General features: G+C 65.2%; 9 protein-coding genes. 4 read left to right on the plus strand and 5 right to left on the minus strand.

Translation table 11 applies throughout. From position 1 onward, the window contains the following. Positions 1–16: 16 nt before the first annotated feature. A complete protein-coding gene (locus tag AC07P1_RS04225) occupies positions 17–1,000 on the minus strand; it encodes an RluA family pseudouridine synthase (protein ID WP_315218711.1) in 984 nt (327 codons plus the stop codon). 716 nt (positions 1,001–1,716) lie between these two features. On the opposite strand from AC07P1_RS04225, the gene AC07P1_RS04230 reads away from it, so the two are divergent. The 3 genes from AC07P1_RS04230 (at position 1,717) to moeA (ending at position 8,025) form a co-directional block, all read left to right on the plus strand. Then, positions 1,717–4,830 carry an Rne/Rng family ribonuclease gene (locus AC07P1_RS04230; protein WP_494694636.1) on the plus strand — a complete coding sequence of 1,038 codons (3,114 nt, stop codon included), beginning with the start codon at positions 1,717–1,719 and terminating at the stop codon, positions 4,828–4,830. A 163-nt stretch (positions 4,831–4,993) separates the two neighbouring features. After that, positions 4,994–6,103, plus strand: a complete 1,110-nt coding sequence (gene moaA / locus AC07P1_RS04235; protein ID WP_494694637.1) for a GTP 3',8-cyclase MoaA — start codon at positions 4,994–4,996, stop codon at positions 6,101–6,103. A 5-nt stretch (positions 6,104–6,108) separates the two neighbouring features. Then, positions 6,109–8,025 carry a molybdopterin molybdotransferase MoeA gene (gene moeA / locus AC07P1_RS04240; RefSeq protein ID WP_494694638.1) on the plus strand — a complete coding sequence of 639 codons (1,917 nt, stop codon included), beginning with the start codon at positions 6,109–6,111 and terminating at the stop codon, positions 8,023–8,025. A gap of 70 nt (positions 8,026–8,095) precedes the next feature. Here the strand turns inward: moeA and AC07P1_RS04245 are convergent, their stop codons facing one another. The 4 genes from AC07P1_RS04245 to cqsA form a co-directional block, all read right to left on the minus strand. Continuing rightward, positions 8,096–10,066, minus strand: coding sequence for an acyl CoA:acetate/3-ketoacid CoA transferase (locus tag AC07P1_RS04245; RefSeq protein ID WP_494694639.1), 1,971 nt, complete (start codon positions 10,064–10,066; stop codon positions 8,096–8,098). A gap of 27 nt (positions 10,067–10,093) precedes the next feature. Next, on the minus strand, positions 10,094–11,410 hold the full coding sequence (locus AC07P1_RS04250) for a DNA recombination protein RmuC (protein WP_494694640.1): 1,317 nt from the start codon (positions 11,408–11,410) through the stop codon (positions 10,094–10,096). Positions 11,411–11,414: 4 nt separating this feature from the next. Then, positions 11,415–11,813 (minus strand): group II truncated hemoglobin, encoded by a 399-nt coding sequence (locus AC07P1_RS04255; RefSeq protein WP_315218720.1) that lies wholly within the window; start codon positions 11,811–11,813, stop codon positions 11,415–11,417. 64 nt (positions 11,814–11,877) lie between these two features. Then, positions 11,878–13,155 carry an alpha-hydroxyketone-type quorum-sensing autoinducer synthase gene (cqsA, locus tag AC07P1_RS04260; RefSeq protein WP_494694641.1) on the minus strand — a complete coding sequence of 426 codons (1,278 nt, stop codon included), beginning with the start codon at positions 13,153–13,155 and terminating at the stop codon, positions 11,878–11,880. A gap of 164 nt (positions 13,156–13,319) precedes the next feature. Here cqsA and AC07P1_RS04265 point away from each other — a divergent pair, with 164 nt between their 5' ends. After that, the gene (locus AC07P1_RS04265; RefSeq protein ID WP_494694642.1) at positions 13,320–14,600 is read left to right on the plus strand and encodes a sensor histidine kinase; all 1,281 of its coding nucleotides are present in this window, start codon (positions 13,320–13,322) and stop codon (positions 14,598–14,600) included. Position 14,601: the final 1 nt, after the last annotated feature.

Genomic DNA, 14,601 nt, shown 5'->3' on the forward strand with positions numbered 1-14,601 from the left:
CTTAGAATATTTGCGATTAGTTAAGAGGTTTTCCCAAGCTTACCAAGAATCGTTCACATTCGGCGGCCAATGGCGCATTCAACGTCATGATTTTTCCGGAATCAGGGTGGGTGAACGTAATTTGATGCGCGTGAAGGAACATCCGCTTGAGCGCGCCACGGGTCGCGTCGGCCTTCAGCAGGACCCGGTTCAAGGCGAAATCACCGTATTTGTCGTCACCAAGGATGGCGAAGCCGGACGATGACAGGTGAACGCGGATCTGGTGCGTGCGGCCGGTCTTCAACTCGGCCTCCAGCAGCGCGAAATCCTTGAATTTCTTCAACAGCGAAAACACCGTATGCGACGGCAAGCCGTCCGCCTGCACCGCCACGCGGCGCTCGCCGTCGGCCGTGGTGTACTTGTGCAGCGGCAGCTTGACGTGCTGGCGCGCGTTTTTCCAGTCGCCGGCGACCATGGTCAGATAGCGTTTGTCGGTATGGCCGTCGCGCATCTGCTCGTGCAGGTTGGTTAGCGCCGAGCGTTTCTTCGCCAGCAACAACAAGCCGGACGTGTCGCGGTCGAGCCGGTGCACCAGCTCGAGGAACTTGGCGTCCGGACGCGAGGCGCGCAGTTGTTCGATGACGCCGAACGACACGCCCGAGCCGCCATGGACGGCGACGCCGGCAGGCTTGTCGATCACTAATAAGTGGCTGTCTTCGAAAATCACCTTGAATTCGGCCGCGGGCACGTGCGTGGTGTCGGCTTTTTCCGCGATGCGCACCGGTGGAATGCGCACCACGTCGCCCTGGACCAGCCGGTACAGCTGGTCGATGCGGCCCTTGTTGACACGCACCTCGCCCGAGCGCAGGATGCGGTAAACGTGGCTTTTCGGCACGCCTTTGCAAATACGCAACAAGTAGTTGTCGATGCGTTGACCGGCTTCTTCTTCAGTGATGGTGACGAATTGTGCTTGCAGCGGCAGCGGTGTTGAAGGGGGAACAACATCATTTTGCATCTTCATTTGCTCTGTCTTCCCAGAAATCTCTCTAAGTCCTTCATTTTGAATATATAATTGTTTCGCTGCGGTTCTAACTGCGGCAAGTGTAAGAATAAAAGCACATTTTACACAGGGGCGTCTCCACTGGCCTCGCCAAATTGCAAATTCAGAGGAAAATATGTATACGCACCAGCCATGCGGGAATCAAGGTTGCACCGTTGTTGTAATCGGATGCCGGCATGGATGCAGAATTAAAATGATTGGATTGTAAGGATAAAGTCCGGCCAGCCTGGCTTCGAGCCAGGCTGGCCGGTTGATGAAGTTGATAACGCTTGCCGTTTTCGCCAGACCCCATGCTTTGCTGCAAGCGACGGAAGGCTGAAACCAGCCTGGTTACATTGCAACTTCGCGAAGTTGTAAATATCGAAGTTGTAATACTTGTAGTACGTAAGCCTGGTCAGGATTTGGCTTTCAACGACGTTGCTCACCGCCTGCATTTCTCTGCCTCCCCTACGGGCCGCATGGAAGAGTTGCAGGTGATGCGGGCACTCGGCATGTCGATCGACCTCTCAGCGCCCAGTTGCGGCCGCAACGCTGGCTCACCGCCCGCGTCGCTGCGCCGCACAGGATGGGCATACCCACCGCAATCGTCTTAATTCTCGCGTATATCCCTGTACCTCGCCGTTTCGCTTCAGGGCGAACGGCATAGAGATGGCCTACGGGTCGCGGAGTTAATTAAAATGAAACGCATGTTGTTTAATGCTACGCAGCAAGAAGAGCTGCGCGTAGCGATTGTCGACGGTCAGAAACTGATCGATATCGACATCGAAACCGCCGGACGCGAACAGCGCAAGTCCAACATCTACAAAGGCGTGATCACCCGCATCGAGCCGTCGTTGGAAGCGTGCTTCGTCAGTTACGGCGAAGATCGCCACGGTTTCCTCCCTTTCAAAGAAGTAGCCCGCACTTATTTCCGTGAAGGTGTCGACGTCCGCACCGCCTCGGTCAAGGAAGCGCTGCGCGAAGGCCAGGAAATCATGGTCCAGGTCGAAAAGGAAGAGCGCGGCAACAAGGGCGCCGCCCTGACCTCCTTCGTCTCGCTGGCAGGCCGCTATCTGGTCTTGATGCCGAACAACCCGCGCGGTGGTGGTGTTTCCCGCCGTGTCGAAGGTGAAGAGCGCCAGGAATTGCGCGAAACCATGGACAAGCTGGACCTGCCGCCAGGCATGTCGGTCATCGCCCGCACCGCCGGCATCGGCCGCAACGTCGACGAGCTGCAGTGGGACTTGAACTACCTGATGCAACTGTGGCGCGCGATCGAAGGCGCCGGCAAGTCGGCCTCCGGCGCATTCCTGATCTACCAGGAATCGTCGCTGGTGATCCGCGCCATCCGCGACTACTTCCAGCCCGATATCGGCGAGATCCTGATCGATACCGACGATATCTACGAACAAGCGCACCAGTTCATGAGCCACGTGATGCCCGACATGGTGCACCGTGTAAAACGTTACAGCGACGACGTGCCGCTGTTCTCGCGTTTCCAGATCGAACACCAGATTGAAACGGCGTACTCGCGCACCGTGCCGCTGCCGTCGGGCGGCGCCATCGTCATCGACCACACCGAAGCGCTGGTGTCGGTCGACGTCAACTCGGCCCGCGCCACGCGCGGCTCGGACATCGAGACCACCGCCTTCAACACCAACTGCGAAGCGGCCGAGGAAGTGGCCCGCCAGCTGCGCCTGCGCGACCTGGGCGGCCTGATCGTGATCGACTTCATCGACATGGAAGTGGCCAAGAACCAGCGCGAAGTGGAACAGCGCCTGAAGGACGCGCTGCACCACGACCGCGCACGCGTTCAAATGGGCAAGATTTCCCGCTTCGGCCTGATGGAACTGTCGCGTCAACGCCTGCGTCCGTCGCTGTCGGAAGGCTCGCACGTGACGTGCCCGCGCTGCTCCGGCACCGGCCACATCCGCGACACCGAATCGTCGGCCCTGCAGGTGCTGCGCATCATCCAGGAAGAGGCGATGAAGGAAAACTCGGCCACCATCCACGTGCAGGTTCCCGTGGACGTCGCCGCCTTCCTGCTGAACGAAAAGCGCGGCGAAGTGCTGAAGATCGAAAACCGCCACCGCATCGCCGTGATCCTGATCCCGAACAAGCATCTGGACACCCCGCACTACAAGCTCGAACGCATCAAGCACGACGATCCGCGTCTGGAAGACAGCCAGGCCAGCTACACCCTGGCCGAGACCGCCGAAACCGACATGGCCTACAGCAAGCGCCAGAAGGAAGAAGCCAAGCCGCGCCAGGAAGCCATGGTCAAGACCATCACCCCTGACCAACCGGCACCGCTGGTCGAACGCAAGCCGGCCGAAACCGTCATCACGCCGGCCCCGGCCCCAGTGCCGGCGCCGGCCGAGCAAGGCTTCTTCGCCAAGCTGTTCAGCTTCCTGAGCCCGAAACCGGCCCCGGTCGCGCAGCCGCAGCAACCAACCATCGTCGTCAAGGCGCCGTCGCCGGACCGTGGCGACCGCAACGCCCGTGGCCCGCGCGGCCGCAGCCGTAACGGCAAAGGCGCCCGTGGCGAGCGCGAAGAACGCGAACCAGGCGCGGCCCGTCCGGCGGCGGACGAAGCCAAGCCGGTCGACGCCACCGGCCGCCCCGCCCGTCCACCACGTCCGCCGCGCGAACCGCGCGAGCCGCGTGAGAACACGGGTGTCGCCGCCGAAGGCCAGGCGCCGCGCGAGCGCGCCGAACGTCCTGAACGCGCCGAGCGTCCGGAACGTGCGGAACGCACGCCGCGTCCACCACGCGAACCGCGCGCCGACAAGGCCCCGGTCGAAGCCAAAGTGGAAGAGCTGGCATTGAACGCGGGCCTGGCGTCTACCGGTCCGCTGACCGGTGTCGACGCCGCCACCAGCATCCTCAAGACCGCGCCGAACGCCGGTCCCGAGGGGGATGAGAACGAAGTGACGGCCGACGGCGAAGAGCCGCGCCGCCGCCGCCGTCGTGGCGGTCGCAACCGCAATCGCCGCGACCGCGAAGGTGGCGAGGGCGTCGAAGGTGTTGATGGCCAGGAAACCGAAGCAGCCGGCGAGCACGGCGAGCACAAAGCGCCGAGCTTCAGCGTCGCTCCGGCTGCCGAGACGGCTGTCGTGGTAGACGTCGTCGACGCCGCACCGGTACCGGTCGAAGCGTCCTTCACCACCGAGCATGTTATTGCTCAAGTCGAAGCGGCCGAGCCGGCGCCGATGGTTGAGGCGGCTGCTCCCACGCCAGCTCCTGCCCCGGTGATCGAATCGGCACCAGTTGCCGAGCCGGTCGCCGCGGCGGTCGAAGGCACCGTGGTGGTACAAGCCCAAGCGCCTGTCGAAGTAGCGACGCCGGTTCAAACCGAGGACGCCTTCGCGGCCCCGGTCGCAGAGCCAACGCCGGCCCCGGCAGTTGCCGAAGCCGCCGCGCCAGCGGCAGCCGAGCTTGCTCCGGTGGAAGCACCGGTGGCAGCCAAGGTCGAAGCTCCGGTTGAAGCGCCAATTGTCGAAGCGCCAGTCGTTGCCGAGCCGGTCGCCGCCGCGCCTGCGCCGGCACCGGTGGCAGCCCCTGCACCGGCACCGGTGGCAGCGCCTGCCCCGGCACCAGCTCCGGCAGCCGCCGCTCCAGCCGCGCCGATCGACCTGCAGGCAGTGCTCGGCTCCGCCGGCCTGACCCTGGCAGCCACCGACCCGGCCAAGCTGCGCGCGGCACAGGAAGCCGCCGCCAAGGTTGCGGCCCCGGTGCGCGTTCCACGCGAACGCAAGCCACTGCCACCGCAAGCCGACGAACCGCTGGTTCAAGTCGACACCCGCCGCTAACCCGCTCACGGGTCAAGTAGCGAACCAAAAGGGAAGCCGCGCGCTTCCCTTTTTTCATCCTCCCGGAGTTGTTTGATATGGCCGCTAACCCGGCCGGCGCCATCGTGCTATCGTAGCTCCTTCGGTGGTAAGCGAATTTCCTAAACAGCAATATTGTAGAGTCATGGCAGAAAAAATCATCATGATGGCCGAGCAGCGCCGCAACGCGCCCGCCATTCCCGCGATCCTGGAAGCGCCGACCGGCCTGCTGAGCGATCAGTTGGCCCGGCCGTTGCACGACCTGCGCATCTCCGTGACCGACCGTTGCAACTTCCGCTGCGTCTATTGCATGCCGAAGGCGGTGTTCGACAGCGATTACCAGTACCTGCCGCATACCTCCCTGCTGTCGTTCGAGGAGATCACGCGGCTGGCCAAAACCTTCATCGCCCACGGCGTCGAGAAAATCCGCCTGACCGGCGGCGAGCCGCTGCTACGCAAGAACCTCGAGCGCCTGATCGGCATGCTCGCCGAACTCAAGACCATCCACGGCAGGCCGCTCGACCTGACCTTGACCACCAACGCCTCGCTGCTGGCGCGCAAAGCGCAGTCGCTCAAGGACGCCGGCCTGCAACGCGTGACCGTGTCGCTCGACGCGCTCGACAACGCCACCTTCCAGCGCATGAACGATGTCGACTTCTCGGTCGACGACGTGCTCAAGGGCATAGACATGGCGCACCAGGTGGGCCTGGGGCCGATCAAGATCAACATGGTGGTCAAGGGCGGCATGAACGACGATCAGATCCTGCCGATGGCGCGCCACTTCAGGAACACGCCGTTCATCCTGCGCTTCATCGAGTACATGGACGTCGGCGCCTCCAACGGCTGGAAGATGGACGAGGTGATCCCGTCGGCCGAGGTGGTGCGCCGCATCCAGGCCGAGATGGCGCTCGAGCCGGTCGCCGCCAATTACGCCGGCGAAACGGCCGCGCGCTGGCGCTACAGCGACGGCGGCGGCGAGATCGGCTTGATCTCCAGCGTCACGCAGGCCTTCTGCGCGGACTGCTCGCGCGCGCGCCTGTCGACCGAGGGTAAGCTCTACACCTGCCTGTTCGCCACCAGCGGCCACGATCTGCGCGCGCTGCTGCGCGAGGGCCGCAGCGACGAGGAAATCAGCACCGTGCTGGCGCACCTGTGGCGCGCGCGCGGCGACCGCTATTCCGAACTGCGCACCAACAATACCGACGGACTGCCACGCAGCGCCAACAAGGTCGAAATGTCTTACATCGGAGGATAGGGTCTGTGAAGAGCAAGATCACCGGGCTGATACTGGCGGGTGGGCGCGGCACCCGCATGGGCCGCGTCGACAAGGGCTTGCAACCGTTTCGCGGCACGACCATGATCGCCCATGTGCTGCAACGTCTGGCGCCGCAGGTCGACACCGTCGCCATCAACGCCAACCGCAATTTGCCGCAGTACCAGGCCGCCGCCGGCGCAGACACCGTCGTCATGCCCGACCGGATGAGCGGCTTCGAAGGCCCGCTGGCCGGCCTGCAAGCGGGCTTGCATTACTGCGCCACCGAGCTGCTGCTGACGGCGCCTTGCGACTCGCCCTTCCTGCCGTCCGACCTGGCCGCGCGCCTGTACGCCGCGCTGGAGACGGAGGACGCCGACCTGGCCGTCGCCGTGACCATGGAAACGGACGAGCAGGATGGCGGCGCCCCCTATCGCCAGCCGCATCCCGTATTCAGCCTGCTCAAGGCCAGCCTGCTGCCGCAACTGGAGACCTACCTCGCCACCGGCGCGCGCCGCGTGGAGGGCTGGCACAAGTCGCTGCGCGTGGCCGAGGTGATGTTCGACGACGCCTCGGCCTTCCGCAATATCAATACGCTGGAAGAGCTGAAGCGGCACGAGCCCGAATCAGCGCCACCCGCCCCCGCCGCATCCCCGGCGGGCGTGACGGGCGACCCGGACGCCCTGCCCGTCGACGAGGCGCGCCGACTGATCACGCAACGCATAACGCCGGTCGCGGCGACCGAAAAAGTCGCTTTATGCTCCGCGCTGGACCGCGTTCTCGCCGAAGACATCATCTCGCCGATCAATGTTCCCGCCTACGACAACTCGGCGATGGACGGCTACGCGCTGCGCGGCGCCGACTTGCCGCTCGACGCGGGCTCCGGGCCGGTCACCTTGAAGGTCATCGGCGCCGCCTATGCGGGCCGCCCGTTTGAACAAAAGGCGGCGCCCGGCGAATGCGTCCGCATCATGACCGGCGCCGCCATGCCGCCCGGTTGCGACAGCGTGCTGCCGCAGGAACTGGCGGCGGCGATCGGCGACTCGGGCGTCACCATCGCGCACGGCACGATCCGCGCCGGCGCCAATCGCCGCTTCGCGGGGGAGGATCTGAAAGCCGGCGGCGTCGCGCTGGCGCAGGGAAAAATCCTGCGTCCCGCCGACCTGGGTCTGGTGGCGTCGCTCGGCATCGCCGAAGTGACGGTGCGGCGCCGCCTGCGCGTGGCGTTCTTCTCCACCGGCGACGAACTGCGCTCGCTGGGCGACACGCTCGATACGGGCTGCGTCTACGACAGCAACCGCTACACCTTGTTCGGCATGCTCACGCGCCTGGGCTGCGAGGTTGTCGACCTGGGCATCGTGCGCGACGACCCGGCGGCGCTGCAAGCGGCGCTGCGCTCGGCGTGCCGGGATGCGGACGCCATCATCACCTCCGGCGGCGTATCCGAGGGCGCGGCCGATTACACGCGCGACACCATGGCGCTGCTCGGCGACGTCGCCTTCTGGAAGCTGGCGATGCGGCCGGGCCGGCCGCTCGCCTTCGGCGAGGTGCGGACGGACGACGGCGCCGCGTGGCTGTTCGGATTGCCCGGCAATCCGGTGGCGGTGATGGTGTCGTTTTATATGTTCGCGCGTCCCGCTCTGCTGCGCATGATGGGGGTGGGCGAGACGCAGGCGGCGCCGCAAACGATGCGGGCGCGGGCCTCGGAGGCGATCCGCAAGCGTCCCGGCCGCACCGAATACCAGCGCGGCATCTTGTCGACCGGCGCCGATGGCGGCGCGCAGGTGCGGCTCACCGGAGCGCAGGGTTCCGGCATTCTCAGCTCGATGACGGAGGCCAATTGCATTGTCGTGCTGCGGCATGAGCAGGCCAGCGTCGCCGTTGGCGACACGGTCGACATCATCCTGTTCGACGGTTTGATTTAGCGCCACCGGCGGCTCACAGATGGCGGATTACGGCGTTCCGCCTAATCCGCCATCCATGCGCCGCCCGCGACTATTCCCCCTCCTGCCGCAACCGCAACAACGCCTCCGCCGAGTTGGCGAACAGCGCCGCGTCCTTCTCGATGCGGCGGAACGCCCGCCCCAAACTGGCGCGCATGAAGGTGCTGTGCGCGTAGCGCGTGACCTTGCTGTAATAGCGCTCCGCCAGCTGGTTGACCGCCTCCACATACTGGTCCATCAAGTCCGGCGCGATCGAAAAATTATCGTAGTTGATCACCGCCGGCACCTTGCGTCCCAACGGCGCCAGGCGCTCCGACACCAGCTCGCAAATACGCTCGATGGTCGCCGCGTCGCCCACCTCGAACCCTTCGAAGTTCACGAAAAACAGCTCCTGCTGCGCGTCGTACACCAGCCGCTGCTCCAGCGGCTGCGCGAGGAAGTCGACCCGCCAGTTCATCGGCAACGGCCCGAAAATGCGCGCGTCCATCAGCTTGAGCTCCGCGCCGATCGAAGGCTTGAAATCCATCTGCGCCAGGATATCGCGCTCCAGGTCGACGCCGGGCGCGATCTCGATCAACTCCAGCCCCGACATGCCGCCCTCCATCACCAGCTTGAACACGCACCGCTCGGTGACGAACAAGGCTTCCTGGCCGCGCCGCGCGGCATACTCGCCGCTATAGGTGCGATGCTCGACTTCGTCGATGAATTTTCGCGTGCGCCCCTTGTCGGCGGTGAAGGTGCCGACGAACACCACCTTGCGCGCGTTCTGGCTGATGTTGATGAAACCTCCCGCGCCGGCCAGCTTGCTGCCGAATTTGCTGACGTTCAGGTTGCCGTGCCGGTCCGCCTGCGCCAGGCCGAGGATGGCCACATCGAGCCCGCCGCCATCGTAGAAATCGAACTGGTAGGGTTGGTCGATGATGGCGTCCGCGTTGGTGGCCGCGCCGAAGTTCAAGCCGCCGGCCGGCAGGCCGCCGATCACGCCCGGTTCGGCCGTCAACGTCACCAGGTCGAGCAGCTTCTCTTCCGCCGCGACATTGGCCACGCCCTCCGGCATGCCGATGCCGAGATTGACGACATTGTTCGGCCGCAGCTCCATCAGGGCGCGGCGCGCGATGATCTTGCGCTCCGACAGCGGCATCGGCGCCATCGCCGACAAGGCCACCCGCAGTTCGCCGGCGAAGGCCGGGCTGTAAGGCTCGGCGAAGGTCTGCATGTGGTACTCGGGCTTTTCCGCCACCACCACGCAGTCGACCAGGATGCCGGGTATCTTGACCTGGCGCGGGTTCAGCGTGCCGCGCTCGGCGATCCGCTCGACCTGTACGATGACGATGCCGCCGGAGTTGTGCGCGGCCATCGCGATCGCCAGCGCCTCCAGCGTCAGCGCCTCGCGCTCCATGGTGACGTTGCCGTTGGCGTCGGCCGTGGTGCCGCGGATGATCCCCACGTGCACCGGCTGCGCCTTGTAGAACAGGTACTCGTTGCCGCCCATGGTGGCCACCTCCACCAGCTCCTCGGTGGTGCGGTCGTTGATCTTGCCGCCGCCGTGGCGCGGATCGACAAACGTGCCGAGGCCGACGTGCGTGAGCAATCCCGGCTTGCCGGCGGCGGTGTCGCGAAACAGCTGGCTGATGACGCCTTGCGGCAGGTTGTACGCTTCGATCTTTCCGCCGATGGCCAGCTGCTGCAGCTTGGGCACCAGGCTCCAGTGGCCGCCGACGACCCGTTTGAGCATGCCCTCGTGCGCCAGGTGATTGAGGCCGCGGTCCTTGCCGTCGCCCTGGCCGGCCGCGTAGACCAGGGTCAGGTCGCGCGGGTGGCCGCCGCCGTCGGACGCCGGCGCCAGAAAGCGCCGCTCAAGCGCCACCGCGATATTCTCGGCGAAGCCGACGCCGACAAACCCGCCGGTGGCGATGGTGTCGCCGTCGCGTATCAGGCCGACCGCGTCGGCCGCGCTGACGATCTTGTTGCGCTGGACGGCCGGCATGCCGACGGTGGAAAAATCAAGGCTACGTCCTGGCATGATCGACTCCTTTTTTTAATCCCGCTTTTAGTCGGACTCGAGATCTGTTTTGTCTAGTTCAGGCCCCAGCAGCAACTGCGCCGCCTCGCTCGGCAGCGCTTCCACCGTCTTGAGCTTGCGCGCCATCTGGCGGCTGCGGGTCTCGGCCGATTCGATGTTCTTGGCGGCGCGCTCCAACGTCAGCTTGGTGGCGGCCAGCACGTCGCCGAACTTGGCGAACTCCGTCTTCACGGCGCCCAGCACCTGCCACACTTCGGACGAGCGCTTCTCCAGCGCCAGCGTGCGGAAGCCCATCTGCAGGCTGTTGAGCAGCGCCGACAAGGTCGACGGCCCGGCGATGCTGATGCGGTGCAGCCGCTGCAGTTCATCGGCCAGCCCGGGACGGCGCATCACTTCCGCGTACAGCCCCTCGGTCGGCAGGAACAGGATGGCGAAGTCGGTGGTGTGCGGCGGCGACACGTATTTTTCCGAGATCGTCTTGGCCTCGCCGCGCACGGCCCGTTCCAGCTCGCGCCCGGCCAGCGCCACGCCCTCGGCGTCCGCGCGGTCGGCGGCGTCCAGCAGGCGTTCGTACTGCTCCTTGGGGAACTTGGCGTCGATCGGCATCCACACCGGCGCCCCGCCCTCCACCTGGCCCGGCAGCTTGAGCGCGAATTCGACGCGCGCGCCGCTGCCGGCGATGGTTTCGACATTCTTCGCGTACTGCTCCGGCGTCAGCACCTGCTCGAGCAGCATCTCCAACTGCACCTCGCCCCAGGTGCCGCGCGTTTTGACGTTGGTCAGCACCCGCTTCAAATCGCCGACGCCCAGCGCCAGCTGCTGCATCTCGCCCAATCCCTGGTGGACGCGCTCGAGCCGCTCGGACACCTGCTGGAACGACGCCGTCAGCCGCGTCTCCAGCGTCGCGTGCAGCTTCTCGTCGACGGTCTTGCGCATCTCTTCGAGCCGGGCGCCGTTGTCCGCCTGCAGATCCTTGATCTTGGCTTCCAGGGTCGCGCGCACCTCCTGCATGCGCGCCGCGTTCGACTCGGTCAGCCGGGCCAGCGCCTGGTTCATGCTGTCGGCGAACTGCTTCAAGCCCCGGCTCTGCTCCTCGCGTCCGACCAGTCCTTGCGCCTGCAACTGGCGGCGCATGTCCTCGAACTGCTGCACCGTGGCGGCGTGCGTGGTTTGGGCCGTCGTTTGCAGCTGCATGCGCACCTCGCGCTCGACCCGTTCGATGCGCTCGGCCAGGCCGGCGTCGGCCTGGGCGCCGTCGGCGCGCCCGCGCAACAGCACTACCACCTGCATCACCAAAACCATGGCCAACGCCGCCAGCAGGACAAAAAATTCGGTCTGGGTCATCGTGTCAATCCGGCTTGTTGCGCATCCAGTCGGCGGTCTGGTAGAACGACTCCATCAGCCGCACCCGCAGCGCCTCGTCGATGCCGACGTCCTCCATCGCCCACGCCATCGCGCGCAGCCACTGGTCGCGCTCTTGCGTGCCGATGGCGAACGGCATATGCCGCATCCGCAGGCGCGGATGGCCGTGCGCTTCGATGTACAGGTCCGGCCCGCCCATCCAGCCGCTGAGAAACATGAACAGACGCTCGCGCGCGTTGTCCAGGGTGGGCGGATGGGCCGCGCGCAGTAGCGCGAACTCGGGCTCCAGTTCCATCAGATCATAAAAACGGTCGACCATCTCGCGCACGCGCGATTCGCCGCCGATCACTTCATACAGGGTTTGTGGTTCAGTCATAGCCGTCATGATAGCGCACCGCGCCGCCCCATGCGCGCGGCGCGCAACGTACCCACGCGGAACAACGCGCCGCTTACACCAGCGCCAGACGGTTCAGGCGACGCGTCGACGACCAGCTCTCCAGATCGATCTGCGGGCGGATATCCTCGCACGCCTGGACGATGCGCGCCAATTGCGAACTGTCCAGACCCGAGTTGAGCGTCAGCCGCACCAGCGAGCGGTTCTTGGCCGTGGCCGGCGCGCAGAACATGGCGCCATAGATGCCGTGCGTTTCCAGCAGCTTGCGCAACGCCAATGTCTTCGGCTCGGGGCCCGGCTCCAACGCGATGATCTGCTCGCTGCCCTCGCCGACGTTGTAGCCGAGCGCGCCCAGATCCTCGCGCAACTCCAGCGATTTCGCGTGCAGCGCGGCGCGGCGGTCGTCGGCGGCCGCGACAAAATCGATGGCGGCGTCGAACCACGCCAGCTCGTGACCCAGCAGACAGGAGCTGAAAATGGCCGGTCGCGATTCCGACAGGAAGTACCCTTTGAACTTGCTCGAACAGGTGACGAACCCGGCGCGCCCGGCGAACGCCTTGGCCAGCGACGCCGTGCGGAAATGGACGCGCCCGCTTAGACCGTGCGCCGCCACCAGCCCGGCGCCGCGCGGCCCGTGCGTGCCCAGCGAATGCGATTCGTCGACGATCAGCAGGCAGCCGTACTGCTCCGCGATCTCCACCAGTTCCCGCAACGGCGCCAGGCTGCCGTTGGTGCTGTAGAGCGCGTCGACGGCGATCAGCCCGCGTCCATGGCGCGCCAGCTGCTTGCGCAGATGCTGCATGTCATTGTGCAGGAACGACACCGGCGCCGCCCCCGCCGATTGCACGCCTTCCCACAAGGAAGCGTGGGCCTGCATGTCCAGGTACACCGGGATGCCGGGCGCGGCCAGGGTTTGTACCAGGCCGACATTGGCGGCCCAGCCCGATTGGGCCAGGATGCCGTCCTGCGCGCCCATCAGCGCGGCGAACTTGCGCTCCAGCCGATGCTGGGCGCTGCCCTCCTGCAAATACACGGCCGACATCAGCATTTCCCCCTGGCTGTCGCGCAGCGCGGCGATCTGCGCCCCCACCAGCGCCGGCTCCCCGCCCAGGCACAGGTAGTCGTTACCAGCCAAAAACACGGCACCGCGCGGCGTCGGCTGCCACGCGTGCGGATGCTCGCCGCCCAGCAATTGCTCGATGCGGGTGACGTAGTGCTCGTCCATGCGGACGTTGACATAGTCGGGCATCACCTGCTCGGCGGACAGGGCGATGGCGCGGAAGGTGGAAGCGGAATCGGAACGGGTGCGGTGACCAGCGATAGCGTTTGACATCTTATTCTCCTCAGAAGTTGAAAGGTTGCTATTTGTGAATCTCATGTCGCACCTTGCAGCAAATAAAGAGAAGGAGATTGATGCAAATCAACTTGTGATTTGATATGGCCGAGCTCGGTTCAATTTCAGGCGATGATGCTAACTTGATACACGTCACATTGGCCATGAAGCATCCCCTGCAAGCACGCTGGAAACGTTGGCAACACGGAGTGGTCCAGTCGCTGCTGCTTTATCATGGCCGTGAGGACCATGCGACCGTGCGCGTGCTGCTGCTCGCTTGCATCGGCACGGTCGGCATGCCGCTGTACTACGTGATCTGGCAGCATTTTTTCCCGCAAGAATATGAAAGCCTGCCGCTGCGCATGGTCGGCATCCTGCTGTGCGCGCTGGGTCTGTTCGCGCGCCAGTTCACCCGCCGCATGCTCGATCTGTACCTGCTGGTCGCGCTAAGCTATATCTTTCCGTTCTTCTTCACGTTCATGTTCGTGATGAACCACGCCTCGGGGGTCTGGGGGGAGTCGCTGCTGATCGGTCTGGTCGTTCTGTTCCACTTCGACACCAGCCTGGCGCTGCGGGCCTATGTGATCGGCACCGCGCTGGCCTGCGTCGTCGCCGTCGCGCTCGGTGAAACCGCCACCCTGCTCAGCAAGCAGGTGTTGCAGCAGCTGCCGGTGCACTGGTTCACCATCGCCGTGCTGTCGGCGGCCAAGATCAGCCGCAACGTGCTGGCGCAGGAAAAACTGGCCGGGCTGGGCGCCGGGCTGGCCACCGTCGCCCACGAGTTGCGCACGCCGCTGACCAGCGTGGACGCCAACGTGCGCGGACTGCTCAGGTTGTTCTCGGACATCAACGGGCGGGTGGCGGACGACCGGCTCGGCACGATCGACGCGCTGGCCCGCATCCAGTTCGAGGTGCGCCACATGAACCACATGATCGATCTGTTCCTGCTCAGCGCCACGGCGGTGCGGCAAAACCTGCGCCCGGTCGAGACGGTATCGATGGAAACGGTGGTCGAGGCGGTGCTCAAGCGCTATCCGTTCTCCAGCACCGGCCAGCAAAAGATGGTCGCCCTGGAGGTGCGCCACAACTTCCGCTTCGCCGGCCAGGCCGAGCTGTCGGTGGTGATCCTGCTCAATCTGCTGCGCAACGCGCTCAAGGCGGTGCAGCGCGCCGGCAAGGGCCGCGTGCGCATCGTCGTCGACGGCGCCCACGAGCCGCCGCGCCTGCTGTTCATCGACACCGGCTGCGGCATCCCGGCGCCGCAGATGTCCCTGATTTTTCGTCGCTTCTACTCCTACCCGCCGCACAACGGCGCAGGGATAGGCCTCGCGCTGTGCCAGGAAATCATGGAAGCGTGGAACGCCACCATACGCTGCGTGTCGCGCGAGAGCGCGTACGCCATCTTCGTGCTGGAGTTTCCCCAGCAGCTGTCCACTTCAAGGTGAA

Source organism: Duganella sp. GW821-FHT07F09 (genome assembly GCF_059418705.1).

Coding starts and splice junctions, on each gene's coding strand:
- AC07P1_RS04225 (WP_315218711.1), bottom strand. CDS start 1,000: ATGAAGATGCAAAATGATGTTGTTCCCCCTTCAACACCGCTGCCGCTG.
- AC07P1_RS04230 (WP_494694636.1), top strand. CDS start 1,717: ATGAAACGCATGTTGTTTAATGCTACGCAGCAAGAAGAGCTGCGCGTA.
- moaA (WP_494694637.1), top strand. CDS start 4,994: ATGGCAGAAAAAATCATCATGATGGCCGAGCAGCGCCGCAACGCGCCC.
- AC07P1_RS04245 (WP_494694639.1), bottom strand. CDS start 10,066: ATGCCAGGACGTAGCCTTGATTTTTCCACCGTCGGCATGCCGGCCGTC.
- AC07P1_RS04250 (WP_494694640.1), bottom strand. CDS start 11,410: ATGACCCAGACCGAATTTTTTGTCCTGCTGGCGGCGTTGGCCATGGTT.
- AC07P1_RS04255 (WP_315218720.1), bottom strand. CDS start 11,813: ATGACGGCTATGACTGAACCACAAACCCTGTATGAAGTGATCGGCGGC.
- cqsA (WP_494694641.1), bottom strand. CDS start 13,155: ATGTCAAACGCTATCGCTGGTCACCGCACCCGTTCCGATTCCGCTTCC.
- AC07P1_RS04265 (WP_494694642.1), top strand. CDS start 13,320: ATGAAGCATCCCCTGCAAGCACGCTGGAAACGTTGGCAACACGGAGTG.